The sequence below is a fragment of the Halopseudomonas laoshanensis genome, from assembly GCF_008365385.1.
Classification (GTDB): Bacteria; Pseudomonadota; Gammaproteobacteria; order Pseudomonadales; family Pseudomonadaceae; genus Halopseudomonas; species Halopseudomonas laoshanensis.
This window is the reverse complement of sequence record NZ_QOVF01000003.1, coordinates 476,638-493,132: the sequence shown is the minus strand read 5'-3', so window position 1 is coordinate 493,132 and position 16,495 is coordinate 476,638. Positions and strand designations below refer to the sequence as shown.

Annotated in this window: 14 protein-coding genes; 8 read left to right on the top strand and 6 right to left on the bottom strand. The window is 59.4% G+C overall.

The annotated features are described in order from the left end of the window. Nucleotides 1-47 precede the first annotated feature (47 nt). Together DT594_RS13080 and DT594_RS13075 are read left to right on the top strand one after the other, a co-directional pair. On the top strand, nucleotides 48-1,460 hold the full coding sequence (locus tag DT594_RS13080) for an APC family permease (RefSeq protein ID WP_149333064.1): 1,413 nt from the start codon (nucleotides 48-50) through the stop codon (nucleotides 1,458-1,460). A gap of 146 nt (nucleotides 1,461-1,606) precedes the next feature. Continuing rightward, the gene (locus DT594_RS13075; RefSeq protein WP_149333063.1) at nucleotides 1,607-2,266 is read left to right on the top strand and encodes a TetR/AcrR family transcriptional regulator; all 660 of its coding nucleotides are present in this window, start codon (nucleotides 1,607-1,609) and stop codon (nucleotides 2,264-2,266) included. A gap of 20 nt (nucleotides 2,267-2,286) precedes the next feature. On the opposite strand, the gene DT594_RS13070 is transcribed toward DT594_RS13075, so the two are convergent. Then, nucleotides 2,287-2,922: a TetR family transcriptional regulator gene (locus DT594_RS13070; protein ID WP_149333162.1), complete on the bottom strand. Its 636-nt coding sequence runs from the start codon at nucleotides 2,920-2,922 to the stop codon at nucleotides 2,287-2,289. Nucleotides 2,923-3,113: 191 nt separating this feature from the next. On the opposite strand from DT594_RS13070, the gene DT594_RS13065 reads away from it, so the two are divergent. Genes DT594_RS13065 through DT594_RS13055 form a run of 3 tightly spaced genes read left to right on the top strand, consistent with a single transcriptional unit; the run spans nucleotide 3,114 to nucleotide 8,844 of the window. Beyond that, nucleotides 3,114-4,262: an efflux RND transporter periplasmic adaptor subunit gene (locus DT594_RS13065; RefSeq protein WP_149333062.1), complete on the top strand. Its 1,149-nt coding sequence runs from the start codon at nucleotides 3,114-3,116 to the stop codon at nucleotides 4,260-4,262. Between the two features lie 5 nt (nucleotides 4,263-4,267). After that, nucleotides 4,268-7,417 carry an efflux RND transporter permease subunit gene (locus tag DT594_RS13060; RefSeq protein WP_149333061.1) on the top strand — a complete coding sequence of 1,050 codons (3,150 nt, stop codon included), beginning with the start codon at nucleotides 4,268-4,270 and terminating at the stop codon, nucleotides 7,415-7,417. Between the two features lie 11 nt (nucleotides 7,418-7,428). After that, nucleotides 7,429-8,844 (top strand): efflux transporter outer membrane subunit, encoded by a 1,416-nt coding sequence (locus DT594_RS13055; protein ID WP_149333161.1) that lies wholly within the window; start codon nucleotides 7,429-7,431, stop codon nucleotides 8,842-8,844. 82 nt (nucleotides 8,845-8,926) lie between these two features. Here DT594_RS13055 and DT594_RS13050 read toward each other — a convergent pair whose 3' ends face one another. Next, the gene (locus DT594_RS13050) at nucleotides 8,927-10,186 is read right to left on the bottom strand and encodes an MFS transporter (RefSeq protein ID WP_149333060.1); all 1,260 of its coding nucleotides are present in this window, start codon (nucleotides 10,184-10,186) and stop codon (nucleotides 8,927-8,929) included. Between the two features lie 244 nt (nucleotides 10,187-10,430). Here DT594_RS13050 and DT594_RS13045 point away from each other — a divergent pair, with 244 nt between their 5' ends. The 3 genes from DT594_RS13045 to DT594_RS13035 all read left to right on the top strand — a co-directional run bounded on the left by DT594_RS13045 (nucleotide 10,431) and on the right by DT594_RS13035 (nucleotide 12,376). Then, complete coding sequence (locus DT594_RS13045; protein ID WP_178091519.1) at nucleotides 10,431-11,048, top strand: 2-hydroxychromene-2-carboxylate isomerase; 618 nt, start codon at nucleotides 10,431-10,433, stop codon at nucleotides 11,046-11,048. Next, the gene (locus tag DT594_RS13040) at nucleotides 11,041-11,742 is read left to right on the top strand and encodes an SDR family NAD(P)-dependent oxidoreductase (protein WP_149333058.1); all 702 of its coding nucleotides are present in this window, start codon (nucleotides 11,041-11,043) and stop codon (nucleotides 11,740-11,742) included. Before DT594_RS13045 ends, DT594_RS13040 begins: the two co-directional genes overlap by 8 nt. 67 nt (nucleotides 11,743-11,809) lie before the next feature. Further along, nucleotides 11,810-12,376, top strand: a complete 567-nt coding sequence (locus DT594_RS13035) for a TetR/AcrR family transcriptional regulator (protein ID WP_149333057.1) — start codon at nucleotides 11,810-11,812, stop codon at nucleotides 12,374-12,376. Nucleotides 12,377-12,438: 62 nt separating this feature from the next. Here DT594_RS13035 and DT594_RS13030 read toward each other — a convergent pair whose 3' ends face one another. The 4 genes from DT594_RS13030 to DT594_RS13015 form a co-directional block, all read right to left on the bottom strand. Next, on the bottom strand, nucleotides 12,439-13,548 hold the full coding sequence (locus DT594_RS13030; RefSeq protein ID WP_149333056.1) for a HupE/UreJ family protein: 1,110 nt from the start codon (nucleotides 13,546-13,548) through the stop codon (nucleotides 12,439-12,441). Next, on the bottom strand, nucleotides 13,545-14,573 hold the full coding sequence (locus DT594_RS13025) for a tetratricopeptide repeat protein (protein WP_149333055.1): 1,029 nt from the start codon (nucleotides 14,571-14,573) through the stop codon (nucleotides 13,545-13,547). Before DT594_RS13025 ends, DT594_RS13030 begins: the two co-directional genes overlap by 4 nt. Nucleotides 14,574-14,670: 97 nt before the next feature. Further along, the gene (locus DT594_RS13020) at nucleotides 14,671-14,949 is read right to left on the bottom strand and encodes a hypothetical protein (RefSeq protein WP_149333054.1); all 279 of its coding nucleotides are present in this window, start codon (nucleotides 14,947-14,949) and stop codon (nucleotides 14,671-14,673) included. Nucleotides 14,950-14,961: 12 nt separating this feature from the next. Next, nucleotides 14,962-16,461 carry a DUF4331 domain-containing protein gene (locus tag DT594_RS13015; protein ID WP_149333053.1) on the bottom strand — a complete coding sequence of 500 codons (1,500 nt, stop codon included), beginning with the start codon at nucleotides 16,459-16,461 and terminating at the stop codon, nucleotides 14,962-14,964. Nucleotides 16,462-16,495: the final 34 nt, after the last annotated feature.

The following is a 16,495-nucleotide window of genomic DNA, read 5'->3' as shown; positions in this document are numbered from 1 at the left end:
AGCGCGCACTTTCACCACGACGCAACATAACAAAAAGGATGTCGCCGATGAGTAATCCTGTAGCGGTCAAGTTCGAGCGCGTACTCGCGCGCAAGGACGTACTCGCCCTGGCTTTTGGCGCGATGATTGGTTGGGGCTGGATTGTGATGACCGGATCCTGGATTCAGTCTGCCGGCAGTTTGGGCGCTATCACCGCCTTCGTGGTTGGCGGCATCGCGATTCTGCTGGTGGGCCTGACGTATGCGGAACTGGCTTCGGCCATGCCCCAGGTGGGTGGCGAACATGTGTATAGCTATCGTTCATTGGGGCATTTCCCCTCCTTTCTCTGTACCTGGAGCATCGTGCTCGGTTACATCAGCGTAGTGTCTTTCGAGGCGGTGGCATTGCCCACAGTAGTCGAGCATCTGTTCCCCAATTATTCAGTCGGCCATCTGTGGACCGTCGCCGGCTGGGAGGTGGAGGCAACATGGGTCGCCGTCGGGGTCGTCGGCTCACTGGTGATGATGTGGATCAACTACCTGGGCATTCGCATGGCGGCGCTGGTGCAGAAGGTGGTGACACTGCTGATTCTGGTCGTGGGCATCATGTTTATCACCGGCGCCATGTTTACTGGTGACAGCGCGACCATGGACCCGCTGTTCAGTGTAGAGAACGGCGTGGTGGGCGGCATCATGATGGTGATGATCATGGTGCCGTTCATGTTCGTTGGCTTTGACGTGATTCCGCAGGCGGCCGAAGAGATCAATCTACCCTTCCGGGAAATCGGCCGCGTGCTGATGTTGTCGGTATTGATGGCGGTATTCTGGTACGCGCTGATCATTTTCGGTACCTCGATGATGCTGACACCGGCTGCGCTGGCGCAGAGTTCATTGGCCGTGCCGGATGCAATGCAAGCGGTATTCAACGCACCCTGGGCCGGTAAACTGATGGTATTTGCCGGGATTGCCGGGATCATCACCAGCTGGAATGCGTTCTATATCGGAGGCTCCAGAGCCATTTATGCCCTGGCGCATTCGGGCATGCTCCCGGCGTTCCTGGCCAAACTGCACCCCAAATACAAAACCCCCGTGAATGCGATCCTGATGATCGGTGTGCTATCAAGCATCGCACCCTTCTTCGGCCGCCCGGCACTGGTTTGGCTGGTCGATGCCGGTGGGTTGGGTATCGTCATTGCCTACTTCTTTGTCGCGCTATCTTTCCTGGCGCTGCGCCGGAAAGAGCCGAACCTGGATCGCCCCTTCAAGGTACCGGCGGGCATGCTGGTCGGCAGCATTGCCTTGATTGCCTCTCTCGGGATGATCACTCTGTACATGCCCGGCAGCCCGGCGGCCTTACTTCCAGTGGAATGGGTGGTGTTTGCCGGCTGGATGCTGCTCGGTCTGGGCATGTATGCCTGGTCCCGCAAGCGTTATGGCGTGGCTTACTCGGATGCAGCGATGCGCCGGGAATTGGAGCAGTAACGGCGCAATATCAGTCGCTATCTACGCGATGGTGTGCCTTGGCACAGGTGAGACTGGTCATATCGGGCAACGCTTCCGCACTGGTCGCTGCTTGCCCGATACTCTATGCTCCGAGCTGATTTTTCAGCGATCCGCAGATACTGCCCATGACCAGAACATCCATCCAGAATGAACCGCCCGGCAAAACCAGCCGCACCCCCCAGCAAACACGGGGCCGTGCGCGGGTGGAGGCGGTGCTGGATGCCTGTGCGATTTTGTTATGGGAGGAGGGACCGGGTGAGCTGACGATGCACAAGCTGGCCAAACGGGCCCAGACCTCGATCGGCTCGCTGTATCATTTCTTTCCGGATAAAGACGCAGTGATAGATGCCCTGTGTCAGCGTCATCTCACCGCAATGAACGGCATTACCCGCGAACTTGACCAGATTTCATCAGCTCAGTGGCGCGATATGAGCCCTCAGGCGGTAATCGAAAGCCTGGCCCGGCCATACTTTCAATATGTCGATACCTACCCTGAGATGCTGGTCATCATCAGCAACTCCCTGGGCAGCAAGATTGAAGGCGCGCCCGACTTGCGGCTATCGATTCTGGCCAACTATGAAAAGGTACTGGAACTGCGCATGCCCAAACTGGACACCGCGCTGCTGAAGACGATCAGCTACGTGCTTTTCAACATCCCGGTCGGGGCGTTGCAATCACTGCAGGAAAATAATCAGTACCGGGAGCGCGTACTGCGGATGGAATTGATTCATGCCATGGTCGCTTACCTGCAGACCATTGAAGCCCAGCACGCTGGCGTTTGCTAAAGCTTCAGAGCTGCGGCCGCTCAGGCCGTCTGCAACGCAGGGCTCAACCGCAACATATCCAGAATACCGTCGGCCAGGGTTTCCGCCTTGGCGCCCAGATCCAGGCCCACCGGCACCAGCAACCACTGATCCAGTACGCCGGTAATAAAGGCGTGAACGCAGCGGCTGGCGACTACCAAATCCAGTTTTTCAGGCAACTGCCCCTTGGCCACCGCGTTGCCCAGACTTAACTCAATATTGTGGTTATATTCCCGGCGGAAGTCCTGCATCCATTGGCGCAGGTTACCGAGATCTTCGGTGTACTCACATTTGTGAAATAGAATCTCGCTGACGCGGCGTACCTCCGGGTCAGTCGCGGCGCGGCGGAAGACGGTGACCAACAAATCACGCAGGCGCCCCAGAGGGTCGGGTTCGTTGGGGCTGCGGCTGGCTTCACTGAGCGGCTGCAAGGGTATGTTGACGCGTTCGAGCAGCGCTCCAACCAGTTCGGATTTGTCTTGAAAGTGCCAATAAATGGCGCCGCGCGTCACCCCGGCCGCAGTGGCAATCTCTGCCAGCGAGGTGCGCGAAAGACCCTTGCGATAAAAGCACAGCTCCGCCGCGGACAGTATCTGGTTCCGGGTTTCCTGCGCCTCTTCTTTCGTCCGCCTTACCATCTGCTTTGTCATCCAGTCATCATTGATGCTCGTGTAGCCTGATTTACCGGGGCTGCCACGCAAGCGATTTATGTTAACTAATGTTATGGGTATTTACAAACATTCATGTACGTAAGTATATTACCCATCAACTCGGCCTGACTTTTTTCTGGCCACCAGTACACGCACTGCATCCTTCGAGGATTTTTTTCATGCTTAGCCCGATTTCTGCGCGGACCGCGCTCTTTCCACTGCTGGCGGTCATTGGGCTGTTGAGCGCCTGCGGGCAGCAGGACACCCCGGCTGCCGAGCAGCCCGACGCAGCGCAAGTTGTGGAAGTAGGCGTGGTGACGCTGGCGGCCGAACCCTTTGAGTTGACGACGGACCTGCCAGGCCGAACGGCGGCCTTTCGCATGGCCGAAGTGCGCCCCCAGGTAGACGGCATCATCCAGAAGCGTCTGTTTGAGGAGGGCAGCGAAGTCAAGGCTGGTGAGCAGCTGTACCAGATCGATGCGTCGGTCTACCGCTCCGCCCTGAACAGCGCAAAAGCCGCCCATTTATCCAGCAAAGCGCTCAGCGACCGTTACGAGCAACTGATCGAAGATCACGCGGTGAGCCGCCAGGAGTATGACGAAGCCCGCGCCAGCAGCCTGCAAACCCAGGCCGCGCTGGAGCGTGCCGAGATCGATTTGCGTTATACCCAGGTCAGAGCGCCCATCGATGGGCGTATCGGCCGCTCGGCGGTCAGCGAAGGCGCGCTGGTGAACAACGGCCAGGCCGCAGCAATGGCGACTATTCAGCAGCTGGACCCTATCTATGTGGACGTAACCCAACCCGCCCGCGACTTGCTGGCGCTGCGCCGTGATCTGGACGAAGGTCGCCTGCAGAAGGCCGGTGACAACGCGGCCCAGGCGACCCTGCAAATGGAAGACGGCAGCGTTTACCCGCATCAGGGCACGCTGGAATTTTCTGAAGTATCGGTCGACGCCGGCACCGGCTCGGTGACCCTGCGCGCAGTATTCCCCAACCCGGACAATATGCTGCTGCCGGGTATGTTCGTGCACGCCCAACTGGTTGCCGGTACCCGCTCGGAGGCCATTCTGGCGCCGCAGCAAGGGATTACCCGTACACCCAGAGGCCAGGCCACGGCGCTGGTAGTCAACGCCGACAATATCGTCGAGCTGCGCGAAGTACGCACCGAACGCACGGTGGGTAATCGTTGGCTGATCAGCGAAGGGCTGAATGACGGTGATCGGCTGATTACCGAAGGCCTGCAGTTCGTCAAACCTGGCGCCGAAGTCAAGGTGGTGCCGGCAGGCAATGTGTCTGAGCCCGCACCTGCCGCTGGCCAGGAAGGATAATCCGCATGCCACGTTTCTTTATTGACCGTCCGATCTTCGCCTGGGTGATCGCCCTGGTGATCATGCTCGCTGGCGGCCTGGCGGTGCTCAGTTTGCCAGTCAACCAGTACCCGAGTATCGCCCCGCCGGCGGTAGGCATCTCGGTAAGTTACCCCGGCGCATCTGCACAAACGGTACAGGACACAGTGGTTCAGGTGATCGAACAGCAGCTGAACGGTATTGATGGTCTGCGTTATATCCGCTCGACCAGCAACTCCGACGGCAGCATGGAAATCACCGTGACCTTCGACCAGGGCGTGGACCCGGACATCGCTCAGGTGCAGGTGCAGAACAAGCTGCAGCTCGCTACACCACTACTGCCGCAGGAAGTCCAGCAACAAGGCATCCGCGTGACCAAGTCGGTGCGCAACTTCCTGATGGTCATCGGCGTTGTCTCCACCGATGGCAGCATGAACCGCGACGACCTGGCCGACTACATCATTTCCAACCTGCAGGACCCGGTATCGCGGACGGATGGCGTGGGCGACTTCCAGGTATTCGGCGCGCCTTATTCCATGCGCGTCTGGCTGGACCCGGCCAAGCTGAATAACTTCCAGCTCACGCCCACCGACGTCAGCGCCGCGATTCAGGCGCAGAACGTACAGATTTCCTCCGGCCAGTTCGGTGGTCTGCCAGCCGTGCCCGGGCAACAATTAAGCGCAACCATCATCGGCAAAACCCGCCTGCAAAGTCCGGAGCAGTTCCGTGAGATATTGCTCAAAGCCAATCCAGACGGCTCGCAAGTTCGTTTGAAAGATGTCGCCCGCGTCGAACTGGGCGCGCAGAACGCGAATATTTCCGCCCAGTTCAACGGCATGCCGGCCTCCGGTCTGGCGATCAAGCTGGCCACCGGTGCCAACGCGCTGGACACCGCTGCGGCGGTCAAGCAGACCATTGCCGATCTGGAGCCGTTTTTCCCGCCCGGTATGAAGGTCGAATACCCCTATGAAACCGCGCCGGTTGTGTCAGCGTCGATCACAGGTGTGGTGCATACCCTGCTCGAAGCGGTAGTGCTGGTGTTCCTGGTGATGTATCTGTTCCTGCAGAACTTCCGCGCCACGCTGATTCCGACGCTGGCGGTGCCGGTGGTGATTCTTGGCACCTTCGGTGTGCTTTCGGTATTCGGCTTTACCATCAACATTCTGACCATGTTCGCCATGGTGCTGGCCATCGGTCTGCTGGTGGATGACGCCATTGTGGTGGTCGAGAACGTCGAGCGCGTGATGGCCGAGGAGGGCCTGTCGCCGGTGGAAGCGACGCGCAAGTCGATGGATCAGATTCAGGGTGCGCTGGTGGGTATCGGCCTGGTGCTCTCGGCGGTATTTATCCCCATGGCTTTCTTTGGTGGCTCAACCGGGGTGATCTATCGCCAATTTGCGATCACCATTGCCTCGGCGATGACGCTCTCGGTGCTGGTGGCAATGATCTTTACCCCAGCGCTCTGCGCGACCATGCTCAAGCCGATCCCCAAGGGCGGCCACCATGAGAAACGCGGTTTCTTCGGCTGGTTCAACCGTACCTTCAATCGCGGCGTCGGCCGTTACGAGCGTGGCGTCGCCAGCATGCTCAAGCGCAAGACGCCCTACGTGTTGTTGTATCTTGTCATCGTCGCGGTCATGGCCGTGCTCTTCACCCGCATTCCCACGGCTTTTCTGCCGGACGAGGATCAGGGCGTGCTCTTCGCCCAGGTGCAGACCCCAGCCGGCTCTACCGCCGAACGTACCCAGCAGACAATCGACACCATGCGCGATTACCTGCTGAACGAAGAAGGCGATGTAGTGAACTCGGTGTTTACCGTCACCGGTTTCAACTTTGCCGGCCGCGGGCAGAACTCGGGCATGGCCTTTATCGGCCTTAAGCCCTGGGATGAGCGTACGGACCCCGAGCTCAGCGTATTTGCGCTGGCTGAACGGGCGCAGGCGAAATTCAACACTTACCGTGATGCCATGGTTTTCGCCTTCGCCCCCCCCGCGGTGATGGAGCTGGGTAACGCCACCGGCTTCAACCTGTTCCTGCAGGACAATGCCGGGGTCGGTCACGACACCTTGATGCAGGCGCGCAATCAACTGCTCGGCATGGCCGCACAACATCCCGCACTGATGGCTGTGCGCCCCAACGGCCTGGAGGACGAGCCGCAATATCAGTTGACCGTGGACGACGAAAAGGCTCGCGTGCTCGGCGTGTCACTTGCCGAAGTGAACAGCACCCAATCGATTGCCTGGGGCTCCAGTTACGTCAACGACTTCATCGACCGCGGCCGGGTCAAGCGCGTGTATTTGCAAGGCGAGGCCAGCGCGCGCATGGGCCCCGAGGATCTGGGCAAATGGTTTGTACGCAACAGCAGCGGCGAGATGGTGCCGTTCAATGCCATCGCCAGTGGTGAATGGATCTACGGCTCACCCAAGCTGTCGCGCTACAACGGTGTCGCTGCGATGGAAATCATGGGTGAGGCCGCGCCCGGCTACAGCACCGGCGACGCCATGGCGGCGATAGAAGAGATCGCCCAGAAGTTGCCGCAAGGTATCGGCGTGGCCTGGACCGGCCTTTCCTACGAAGAGCGTATCTCCGGAGATCAGGCGCCGATGCTTTATGCGCTGTCCTTGCTGGTGGTATTCCTCTGTCTGGCAGCGTTGTACGAGAGCTGGTCAATTCCGCTGGTGGTGATGCTGGTGGTGCCGCTGGGTGTGATTGGTGCGCTGATGGCCACATTGGGCCGCGGCCTGACCAATGACGTGTTCTTCCAGGTAGGACTGCTGACCACCGTCGGTCTGACGGCGAAGAACGCGATTCTGATCGTCGAGTTTGCCAAGGATCTGCACGAGCAGGGCATGAGCCTGTTTGACGCCGCCGTGGAAGCCTGCCGCATGCGTCTGCGACCGATCATCATGACCTCGCTGGCCTTCACCCTCGGCGTCGTGCCCCTGGCCCTGGCCAGCGGCGCGGGAGCCGGCAGCTCACATGCTATCGGTACTGGCGTGATCGGCGGCATGATCACCGCCACGGTGCTGGCGATCTTCTGGGTGCCGCTGTTCTTCGTAATGATTTCATCGCTGTTCGGCGGCAGAAAAGCCAAGGCCGATGACACCGAGTCGACCACCCAGGAGGTCGCGCCATGAAGCTTATTCTGATGGCCAGAAACCTGGCGGGCGCTAGCCTGATTCTGGCGCTGGCTGGCTGCTCAATGATACCCGACTACCACCGCCCGGAATCTCCGGTAGCCAGCGGCTGGCCGCGGGGTGAGGCCTACGCCACCGCCTCCAACGAAGCGCTGGTCGCGCCGCCATTATGGCAAAACTTCTTCCGCGATCCGCAGTTGCGCAATCTGATAGGGGTAGCGCTGGAAAATAACCGCGACCTGCGCGTGGCCGCCTTGAATGTGGAAGCCACCCGCGCGCTGTACCGCATCCAGAGCGCCGACCGGCTGCCCAGCTTGAGCGCCGACGCTGCCGGTAGCCGCACGCGTACACCGTCGGACCTCAGCGGCACCACGCAAAGCGGCATCACCAGCCAATACAGCGCCACACTCGGTGTTGCCTGGGAGGTCGATCTGTTTGGCCGAGTCGCCAGCCTGCAGCAACAGGCACTGGAAGAATATCTGGCCACCGAGGCCGCACAGCGCAGCGTGCAGACCAGTCTGATCGCCAGCGTGGCCAATACCTACCTGCTCTGGCAGGCGGATCAGGCTTTGCTGGAAGCTACCCAGGACACCTTGAAGACCTATGATGAGAGCCTGCGGGTGACCCAGCGCAGCTTCGATGTCGGCATCGCCTCGTCACTCGAGCTGACCCAGGCTCGCACCGCGGTGGAAAACGCGCGCAGCAGCCTGGCCCGCTACACCCGGCTGGTGGCCGAGGACCGCAACGCTCTGGCGCTGCTGATAGGCCAGCGCATACCGGTGCTGCCCGCCGAGCGCCCGCAATTGAACACAGACCTGCTCGCCGAGGTACCGGTCGGCCTGCCCTCAGATGTGTTGCTGCAACGCCCGGACATCCTCCAGGCCGAGTACGCCCTGCGCGGCGCGAACGCCAACATCGGCGCCGCACGGGCGGCCTTCTTCCCCAGCATCAGCCTCACCGCCAATGCCGGCAGCGCCAGCAGCCAGCTGTCAGGCTTGTTCGACAGCGGCTCAGAGTATTGGAGCTTTTCACCCAGCATCAGTGTGCCGATTTTTAATGCCGGGCGCCTGCAGGCAAACCTGAACTACGCCGAAGTAATTCGTGATGTGCGCGTAGCCGAGTATGAAAAAGCCATCCAGATCGCCTTCAGCGAAGTGGCTGACGGCCTTGCCGCACGGGAAACCTATGTAGATCAGGTCGCCTCGCAGCAGCGCTTGCTCGACGCCAGTGAGGACTACTTCCAGATCGCCGAACGCCGCTACCGCAGTGGCGTAGACAGCTACCTGACCCTGCTCGATGCGCAGCGCCAGCTCTTCACCGCTCGCCAGCAACTGATCACCGACCGGCTGAACCAGCTGGCCAGTGAGGTTGATCTGTTTCGCGCGTTAGGCGGGGGCTGGGCAGGCGAAGGCGACCAGCCCGAGTAAATCAGCGCACGCACCAGGCAACCGCCTGCTCACGGCATTACCCTGAGCAGGAGGCCTGTCAACCGACTGATCGACCGGTCATTCAGGCACCAAGACCAGCGCCAGCCAATTCAGGGCGTTTTTCTCGAATGGGCATATGCACCACCGCGGCTCCCACTGCCAATGCAATATCGGCGTACCAGACCCAGTTGTAGCTGCCGGTCAGTTCGAACACATAGCCACCCAGATAAGCGCCCATAAAGCCGCCAACCTGATGCGCGAGCATCAGCACGCCGAACAGCATGGCCATATTCGCCGTGCCAAACATCTTGGCCACCAAACCGGCGGTCGGCGGCACGGTAGAGAGGAAAGTGACCCCCATCACGGCAGCAAAAATCAGGATGGTGGCAGGCGTCATGGGCGCAAACAGAAATCCCAGCACCGCAAAGCCGCGTGTCATGTAGATCAGAGACAGCAGTGATTTCATGCGCCACTTGCCCACCGCCCAACCTATGGCAAGGCTACCGACAATATTGAACAAACCTACCATAGCCAGTGCCCAGCCACCGACGGCGGGTGGCATACCACAGGCTTCGATCACTCCTGGCAGGTGGGTTGCCAGAAACGCCACGTGAAACCCGCACACCATAAAGCCGACCCCCAGCAAGCAGTAGCTTGGCGTTGCCAGTGCCTGACGCAAAGCTTGCCGCGCAGTTAGCACGGCTTTGCCTGATGCCGCTGCCGCCGCTGCGGCCATCGCGTTGGAGTTACCCTTGAGCACCCAGATCGCCGGCAGTGCCAGCAACGCAAACACACCCAACCACTGCATCGAGGACGCCCAGCCAACTGTCGCGGTCAGCCCAACGGCAATCGGGGCCATGGCAAACTGCCCAAAGGAGCCGCCGGCGTTGACGATACCTGTCGCCAGGCCGCGTCGGTTTTCAGGCACCAGCCTGGCACTCGCCGCCATCAATACCGAAGGGCCAGCCATGCCGGCGCCCCCGGCAGCCAATATACCGATGGCCAGTATCAGGCCCAGCGTTGAGGTCATCAGCGGGGTGATCACCGTTCCAACAACAATCAGCAGCAGCCCGAGACAGATCACCCGCCCGGTACCGATACGATCTGCTACTGCCCCGGCAAAGGGTTGCGTTAACCCCCACCATAGCTGCCCAAAAGCAAACGCCAGACTGATGTTGCCAATGCCCAGACCGGTGGCGGTATTCATTGACGATAGATAAAGCCCCATGGTCTGGCGCACACCCATGGTCAGGGCGAAGGTACCGGCGGCGGCAAGCAGGACTAACCAGAAGATCTTTTCTGATGAACCGCCAGGTTTTGTCTGACCGCTGCTTTCGTTCATTGATGCCCCCTTTATCGACCTGCCGGCCCGGCTTTGGCCGCGCTTGCTATGTTAATCGTGAGCGGCAACGCCCGCTATGTGTAGGCGCGTATTTGTAAGCGCTTATACGTAAACCCCAATGCCGACGATGGCCACGCCAAAGTATCAGCGAGCATCTTATGATTTCTGGATTATATTTGACATCCTGTTAGGATGTTAACTAACATCCAATATGTTCGAGCGTTCCATCAGAGGAGTAACCCCCATGAGCCTGCAATTCATTTTTGATTACCGAAGCCCCTATGCCTATCTGGCCAACAGCCAGCTCAAAACCCTGCCCGTACCAGCTGAGTACATATCAGTGGATATCGTCGCGGTGATGGATATTGTCGGCAATCAGCCGTCGCCAAAATGCCCGGCCAAAGCGCGCTATTCCCGTATGGACGCCGGCCGCTGGGCGCGTATCTATGGCGTTCCAATGAACCCCAACGCCGCAGCGATGCAAGCCATGAGCAGCGGCCAGATCGAGCCGGACCTGTTCTCGCGCGCCGCCCTGGCGGCGGCGGATCTGGGCGTGTTCGATACCGTCCATGACGCGCTCTTTACTGCCTACTGGGGTATCCCGGTGGACCTTGCTACGCCCGAAGGCCGCATTGCATTCCTGCGCGCCAACAGCGTTGACGCTGATATCTGGCAGCGTGCCGAGGAGGAAGATATTCGAGGCCGTCTGAGTGACAACGTTACCAACGCAGCACAACGCGGGGTATTTGGTGCACCGACCTTCTTTGTCGGTGACGACATGTTCTTCGGTAATGATCGCCTGGCATTCGTGCGTGATGCTTTGGCACAAAACACGCTCAACGAGGAGAATCACCATGAGTAAGCCACTTGCCATCGTAACCGGCGTAGGCCCAGGCACCGGCTCGGCGATTGTGCGGCGCCTGGCTGCAGCGGGCTATCGCGTTGCCATGCTGGCACGTAATCAGCAACGGCTGGACGAGCTCGCAGCGCAGGTCCCTGACAGCCACGCCTTTGCCGTCGATGTGACCGATACCGCGGCACTGGAAACCGTCTGCGCTGCAGTTGAAGCCCAATTCGGCAGCCCCGAAGTGTTGGTGCATAACGCCGTGGGCGGCGCCTTCGGCAATTTTATGGAGGTGGAGCCGACGGTGCTGGAGGCCAACTTCCAGACCAACGTGATGGCCTTGATGCATCTTGCCAGACGCTATGCACCCATGATGCTCAGCGCTGGCAAGGGCAGTATCATCGTGACCGGCAATACCTCGGCGCTGCGAGGCAAAGCCCACTTTGCCGGGTTCGCCCCGACTAAGGCGGCACAACGCATTCTCGCCGAATCGATGGCACGGGAGCTCGGGCCCAAGGGCGTGCACGTCGCTTATGTGATCATTGACGCCGTCATTGATGTGCCCTGGACGAGGGAGCGATACCCAGCCAAACCGGATGATTTCTTTATCCAGCCTGACGCTATCGCAGGTGAGGTGCTACACCTGATTCAGCAGCCGAAAAGCGCCTGGTCATTCCTTGCGGAGGTACGTCCCTATGCCGAGCCCTGGTAGCAAATAGCCCTTGTTGCCAGGGACGGCAGCCCTTACCCTCCCTTTTATTTCAGCCAAGGACAACCCTATGGGACATTCGCGCGCCAGCAAACAGCAGAGCCACGAGCACATCGTTTCTACCGCCGCGAAGCGTTTTAGAGAGTCCGGCGTCGACGGGGTCAGCATTGCCAATCTGATGAAAGAAGCCGGCTTGACCCATGGCGGCTTTTACAAGCATTTCACCTCGCGGGATGATCTGGTAACGGAGGCGCTAGAGGTTGCGCTGGCCAGCTCCCGCAAGCGTTACAGCTCTGGCGGCGATGCCGCGTTCGAGTCCTTTGTAACGGGGTATCTGAGCATAAAGCATCGTGACAATCCTGGCGAAGGTTGCGCAGTGGCCGCCCTTGCCAATGATATTCCGCGGGCGCGAGGCGACAGCAAAGCACTCTTCACTACCCATCTTGAACGCTCTTTCGATTGGATAGCTGATCTGCTGGGTGCGGAGCATCCCGATGCGCGAGCGCGCGCTATAGTCGCCTTCAGCACCATGGTAGGCGCCCTCGGATTCGCCCGCGCGCTGGATAATGAAGCGCTTTCGCAAGAGGTTCTGGACACGGTAAAGGATTATCTGCTCCGCCATCTACAGGCTGAATAGAGCGGCGAAGCAACAGGCTCACGAGCGCTGTTAGCCCTCCCGCTCATGTTTTTCAGCCACCGCTAAAGCGGCACCCGCTCCCACGCCCAAACCGAGCCCGTCAACGCGACAATAACAACCCCGGCCGGCATCACTACCCGCTGGTAAAACCAATGCCTGCGCAGCAAAAAAATTACCGGCAAGACCGCCAGCACCACTACCAGTTGGGCCAGCTCCACGCCTATATTGAAGCTCGCCAGCGCAATCAGGCGTGAGGAGGTGTCACTCATGAAGTCCGCGAGCACACTGGCAAAGCCAAAGCCGTGGATCAAACCGAAACCGAAGCCCACCAGGTACCTGCGCTGGCCCAGGAAGGGCCAGACGATATTGACTGCGGCGGCAACAATAGACAACGCGATAAAGGTTTCAACCCACTCGATAGGCAACCGGACGACGCCCAGGGTGGCGATTACCAGAGTGACTGAGTGGGCGACAGTGAACGCGGTAACAATCAGCGCGACGTCCTTCACCGCTTTACTGAGCTTGTCTTCTACTACCCAGCGACCCCTTTCGCGCCGCACCGCGGCCGGCAGCAGCAACGCCAGCAGAAACAGCATGTGATCATAGCCAATCCACAAGTGCACCATTCCTTCCCAGATGAATTCCGCGGCGGTTTGCCAGATACCAGGCTCATGGGCAAACGTCAGCGTTCGTTGGTCTGGGCTGAGTACTGTCAGTCGATCACTGCCCTCGATACGCGTCATGACCAGAGCGCGATGTAATGGGTCCTGGTCAAAAAACAGGTTGTAGTTCAAATCCGAGGCAATGATGGCTGAGCTAAAACAGTCAGGCCGAAACGTCACAACCAGATAGTTGCCGTCGCTGTGTTGCGTCATACCAGCCATACGCCAGTCCACCTGGCATTGCAGATCGCCTGCCATGATCAGCAGTTGTGTTGTCAAGTAGCGCTTTATACTGGCTTGGCGATCCAGCACTTCGCCCCAGCGCACTTGTCCGTCGCCATCCCCGTCAAGCGTCACAGTCCGGGCCAAATCTACCAATGCGATATCCAGCCGGCCAGGGGCATCAGCTACAGCCGGCTGCCAATACAGAAAGCTGTCGCTTGCCTTGTGGGCATGTGCGCTACCGGCCATGAGGAAAGCCAGCAGCGCTATGATGATGGCACTTTTCATAATGTACCTCGGTCGTCGTCGCTCAGGGCATCGAGAACCACTGGCTCATCCGCAACAGCTGCCGCGCGCACCAACAGCTCGCGATCCGGCTGGGCGCGCTGAGTCTCCCAGTTGGCTCGAGCCACGACAAGCGCAGCATCAGCATCGCCTTTCACATCAAGCAGAAAACGGCCGTACTCCCAATGGTGCAAAAAGTCCCCGCGCCAGCGTGCTTCGGCAAACCGGTCCTCCAGTTCGGCTACCAGCGTTTCCTGTTCCGGATGGTCCAGACGCGTCATGGCGATAGCGTGCAGCACTGCAAGGGTGTCGACGTCGTTAAATCCACGGGTTAGCTCAAGTGCTTGCTCATGCTGACCCTCGGAGAGCAGCCAGTCGGCATACCGCGCACGTCGATAGAGATCATCCGGGTTTTGCAGAAAACTGCGTTGCCAGTAGGCTCCGGCCTGTGGCAGCTCAAGGCGCTCGGCCATTTCCGTCAGGGTGAGCAGAGCGTAATCACGCTCAGTAGCGCTGGCACTGGTGGACTGCTCAAGTGCCTGACGCAAACGGTCAAAGGCTTGATCGGGCCGAGCGGCAAAACTAGCCAATTCCTGTTTACAACTTGCAGCCAGCAGGTTGGCACTGCCTTGCCCGAGCTGCTCGCAGGCCCGCCCGGCTGCTACAAGGTCATTACGCACGAGTGCGATGCTGTAGCGGGTAAGCCAAGCCTGACGGTTGCCTGGCTGGAGCGCCAACACCCGATCCAGATCGGCCTCTGCCTGATCGAAACGATGCAAACGTTGATGAATTGTTGCGCGCATCAGATACACATCAGCGGTCCATTGCGCCTCGGATAAACGCCTCAGCAACCCATCGGCCAATCCCAGCGGCCGCGGACTGCCCGTGGCCCGGGAAAGCTCAATCAGCGCGCGCAGCTCTTGCACTACGGCGGTGGCGGAAAGCAACGCTGCAGGCAACGCAGCGCTTGCCGCAGCGGCTGTTGCGGTTTCCTCGGCAGAGAGAACCACCAAATCACGCGGCGGCATATCAACCCTGGTGCCTATGGCGCTCCCCCATGCGATCAGGGGAAAGCCCAGGAGACCGAGGATAAAAAGAACGCCGGGGCGCCTGCCCCGGCCTCCCTTATGGCTCACCGAGAAGATCATCGAACGCCCCTTCGTTGTCCTGATCGTCGTAGGTAATAGCAAGCCCGTTGATTGCCAACGGATCGGCCGTGTCGCTGGTGCTGGCAAAGATATCCTTGACCAGCGCCGTAAACGAGGTCGGCTGAATCCCCGGATCACCACCGCCGACATCCCCGCCACCCCCGTTATTGCTACTGCCGCCACCGCCGCCACCGAGACAACCAGTGAGCAGCAGTCCGCTCAGGCTCAACAAACACAGTGTCTTGATCATGCTCATGTCAGTCGCTCCTTAGTTAGGCGCGCCGGGTAGCGGCGTGCTCAGGTACGGGAAGGTTGACTGCAGGCTGGAGGGATCCACCTGGACGCCGTCGGTGAAAGGCGCCTCATTGTTAGGTGCAACATTCTGGTCGGCAATCAACGCGCCCATCGCCACCCGCAGGGACACGTCAACGACGTCGTCAATCGGTCTGCGGCCATTGGGAAAGCCAGCGTTGTCGCTACCAAGAACACCAAGATCATTTTGAAACCCGGGCTGGGTTACTTCGATTTCCGGGTTAAGGCGCAACATTTCAGACGCGACCACACCCTCTGGCTGGTTCACTGCTGGGACCCCGGTGAGAAACGCCGTGACCAGGTCGCTACGTGGGAACTGATTCGGGGCTACGGCAGTTCCCGCGAAGAGTATCTCCAGCAGTTCAGGCAGTGTTGGGTGCGTTACGTAGGTAGCAAATTGACCATCATCCTTCGGCTCACTGGCGTTGAACGCATCTTTGTCTTTGAGGCCAATGACGACTTCATTAACCAACGGCATGCCCAGACGCGATACCTGAGTGTAGGCCCCGCCTTGAATGCTGGCGCCTTTGCCATCGGCTGTGGGCTGAGGATTAAGGACGCGCGCCTGGCGCAAGCTGGCTGTGGTCCAGGCGCCGATGACTTTCTGGTTGTTGCTGTTGGCTGCTGTGCCGGTCAGACAGGAAGTTGGAACCTCCAAGGCTAAAGAGGTGACGTTCTTGTCGGCCAGGTCGTTGCGTTCTGCATTGCGTCCACCTAGCGGATTGGTGTTAACCAAGTCGAAGATTTCGCCAAGGTTGACGGCAAAAGCCTCCTTGCGTTGGCCGACAAACACCCGCGCAGTACCGTTACAGCCGGGAATAATGGCATCGTAGATGTGGTCGTTGGCGTAGGCTTCATAATCGCTGAAGGACTTATTGCCTATGTTGTCCACTGGCTTGTTGAAGGTCGCTGACTGGTCGAACGCGTTCATTACCGTTTCAGTGGTGCCGGTGCGTCGGTCACCGCGAATAACACTCACTTCATAGGTTTGCCTAGTCTGCACAGCGTCGGTCTGGTCGGCCGCCGGTCCGATGCCACCGATATTTTTAAGCGGTACCGATACCTGGCGGGTATCACCGTTATCACCAATAGTCAGTTGCAGGTCCTGCTTTACGTCGGTCAACTTGAAGCGAAAGGTGATGTCTTCCTCTGCGTTACCGGTGTTGTCGACATGGATTTCATAGATCGCATTGCCGTCCAGGTCGAAATAATTCGGCCCGCCATAAGCGTCCTGCAGAGGCAGATAGTTGGCGATCAGCGTGACCGTGTCTTCGCGGCCAAGCTCATAACTGCGGAACATGTAGAAGTCCGTCCCGTCGACCTTGGGCACCTCAGTGATAAAAGGCGCCTCGCGGTGACTGGAGGCCAAGCTGACAGCCGAGCCAAGACCTGCGCCAAGCACCACAGTCGCCAGTACGGATTTTGACAGTAAGGAACGTGCGTAATGCCGATTCATATGTATTCCCTTCTCGTTTGTTGTTGGTTACCTC